General features: G+C 41.2%; 4 protein-coding genes. All 4 read right to left on the bottom strand.

Features of this window, described 5'->3' with window-relative positions:
- Positions 1 to 207: 207 nt before the first annotated feature.
- Positions 208 to 750: a hypothetical protein gene (locus UF05_RS16935; protein ID WP_045545809.1), complete on the bottom strand. Its 543-nt coding sequence runs from the start codon at positions 748 to 750 to the stop codon at positions 208 to 210.
- 144 nt (positions 751 to 894) lie between these two features.
- Positions 895 to 1,275 carry an energy transducer TonB family protein gene (locus UF05_RS16930; RefSeq protein ID WP_029863037.1) on the bottom strand — a complete coding sequence of 127 codons (381 nt, stop codon included), beginning with the start codon at positions 1,273 to 1,275 and terminating at the stop codon, positions 895 to 897.
- Between the two features lie 629 nt (positions 1,276 to 1,904).
- A complete protein-coding gene (locus UF05_RS26675) occupies positions 1,905 to 2,099 on the bottom strand; it encodes a DUF6404 family protein (RefSeq protein WP_231583916.1) in 195 nt (64 codons plus the stop codon).
- Positions 2,032 to 2,259, bottom strand: a complete 228-nt coding sequence (locus tag UF05_RS26670; RefSeq protein WP_231583918.1) for a DUF6404 family protein — start codon at positions 2,257 to 2,259, stop codon at positions 2,032 to 2,034. The genes UF05_RS26675 and UF05_RS26670 overlap by 68 nt, the downstream gene beginning before the upstream one ends.
- Positions 2,260 to 2,427 lie beyond the last annotated feature (168 nt).

Genomic DNA, 2,427 nt, shown 5'->3' with positions numbered 1-2,427 from the left:
CGTCAGCCCAATACTTGTTGCTAAATTTGGGAACATAATGGGATAGAGGTTTTTTCTTTGCCACTAGTTAATTACTCCAATAAAGTCGCATAACGCCCTGTTAAGGTGTGAGCAACGCAATACCGATACCGCCGCATACCACCTTAAACACCAAATACAACGCATAGTAAAAATGCCACGCGTTGCGAATCACTCTTAAACAGTTTGTTAGGCATCTTTTCCCGAATGGTACTCTTTAAGTTGAGTTGTAACTTCATTTTGTAGCCAATCTTCGGTAATCCCCATTGTTTCCCACACTTTCAAACTCAGTTTTTCTACCGCGTGATCAGCAACTTGGAACATGTGTATCAAGTTCTGGAGTTCAGTGATCATTTCTTTGCGACCATCAGTATCTGACATATGCATTGCATAATCGTAAAAGAAATCGTGTGCTAGCCAGTTACGCTTTTTCAGAGTAGCTTCAAGGTGTGTTACTAACTCATAAGGTAGATCAACTTTCTTCTTAACTTGTCCCAATAGACGACCAAATGTATGGGAATTTAACCCATTATATATTTCTAACCACTCTTCTTGATTCAGTGCTGAATTGTCGACGACTTTATAACCCATCGCGAAGTTTACTAGGGCTTTTTCAGCGCACTGTGCATTGAACGAAGCTAACCCAAAAAAGGCAAAAACTTCCTTTTCGTCACATAACTCCGGTTCTGGGATTGGCTTTAATTCACCAATATTTATATCACCAACTTTCACAATGACTCCTTGATGCCTAACGCCGCATTAAGGGGTGAACAACGCCACCACTTAACCTAAACCATTGTGCCGTAAACACTAAAGCTGATTCAAACCAAAACTGCCAAGCGTTGTGAATCCCTCTTAAATGCTTTGTTATGTGAATTATTCAGGGGCAATCGTGATGTTGAACGTTTGGATTTGAACAAATTCATCTTCACCTATAAATGACAAGTCAAAAGGAGCCGCCAACAAAATCGCCACTTTAACACTCTTTTCTAACTGAGCATTCCCTGTACTGCTCAATATTTTAGTTTTAGTAACATTACCCAATATATCGATACTTACTTGATATCTAACTTGTTGCCCTTTGAAATCATCTTCAAGCACCAAGTTGTTTTGAATGGCGTCATGTACGTGTTGCGCCCAAATAGATATTTGACTGGGTGCTTCACTCTCGACTTCGTTTACAACCTTAGACTGGGCAATTGCATTAAGTGATACACCCAATAACAACCAAGCTAAAGTTAAATGAAATAATCGCATTGTACCTCCATTCACATAACGCCGCATTAAGGGGTGAACAACGCAAACCACCCAGCCTAAACCATTGTGCCGTAAACACTAAAGCTAGTTCAAACCAAAACTGCCTAGCGTTGTGAATCCCTCTTGAATGCTTTGTTAGTTGCCAAACCTAAAGCTTTGGTTTGAAGTTGAATGTCGCTTTGCCAACACTGTCATTGTGTGTGTTGAAACACTAAAATCAGGCGCGGTTTCATAGCGCCTGTCACTGAAACCACGTGGAACTCAAACGCCGTAGAAAACAGACTAACAACACCAAAAAGCTCTTTTGAACAGATAATATTGCCGAGCTGACTTTCAACAAGTAAATCGGTTTCTGAAACAGAAGATCCAAACCGCACAGGAAACCAAAGCGATTTTCACAAACCAAAAAACTAAAAATTAAAATACGAAAACAAGCCCAAAAACACACGAACATTAGCCCTAAACATTCTACTTTAGCTACGTTTTCCTCGTTGGCAACTAACGCCCTGTTAAGGGGTGAGCAACGCAATACCGAAGTCGCCGCATACCACCTTAAACACTAAAACCAACGCATAGTGAAAATGCCACGCGTTGCGAATCCCTCTTGAACAGTTTGTTAGGTTTTGGGCTTATTCCCCCAGTGAACCCCAATCTGTTAGATTTAATTGCTTACGCCTAATGTAATAGAAGGTTGCCATAACCAAGCCAAACAAAGCGCCAGTAAGTAACGAAATGAAAACTGCTTCTAAAACTGGTTTACCTAACTCGTTCCACACAAGAAACCATTGAAAGCCCCCCCCAAACAGGAGCAAAGAAAGCCACACAAAGCATAACGTTTGCAAAGAAGCTTTGATAATAAGGCGGTGGAAAACACAGCCCTAGTTTACGTAACAACTTTACAAGTGGAGGATTGTAGTTCGACTTCCAAACACCTTTGTCACTTAATTCTTTGTGCGCAAGTTGTAGCTTCGTTTCATAATCCATGACCCAAAATCCTTGTATTCGATGTTTCCCGCGGAGAAACCTAACGCCCTGCTAAGGGGTGAGCAACGCAATACCGAAGCCGCAGCAAACCACCTTAATCACTAAATTCAACGCATAGTAAAAATGCCACGCGTTGCGAATCCCTCTTGAGCAGTTTGTTAGTCGCGA

Source organism: Vibrio sp. S457-15 (assembly GCF_000960545.1).
Taxonomy (GTDB): domain Bacteria; phylum Pseudomonadota; class Gammaproteobacteria; order Enterobacterales; family Vibrionaceae; genus Vibrio; species Vibrio parahaemolyticus.
The sequence above is the reverse complement of the archived record's forward strand: the minus strand, read 5'-3'. Positions and strand labels throughout refer to the sequence as shown.

Bases quoted from the DNA above. Each gene is read 5' to 3' on its own strand.
- UF05_RS16930 (WP_029863037.1), bottom strand. From the start codon at position 1,275: ATGCGATTATTTCATTTAACTTTAGCTTGGTTGTTATTGGGTGTATCA.
- UF05_RS26670 (WP_231583918.1), bottom strand. From the start codon at position 2,259: ATGGATTATGAAACGAAGCTACAACTTGCGCACAAAGAATTAAGTGAC.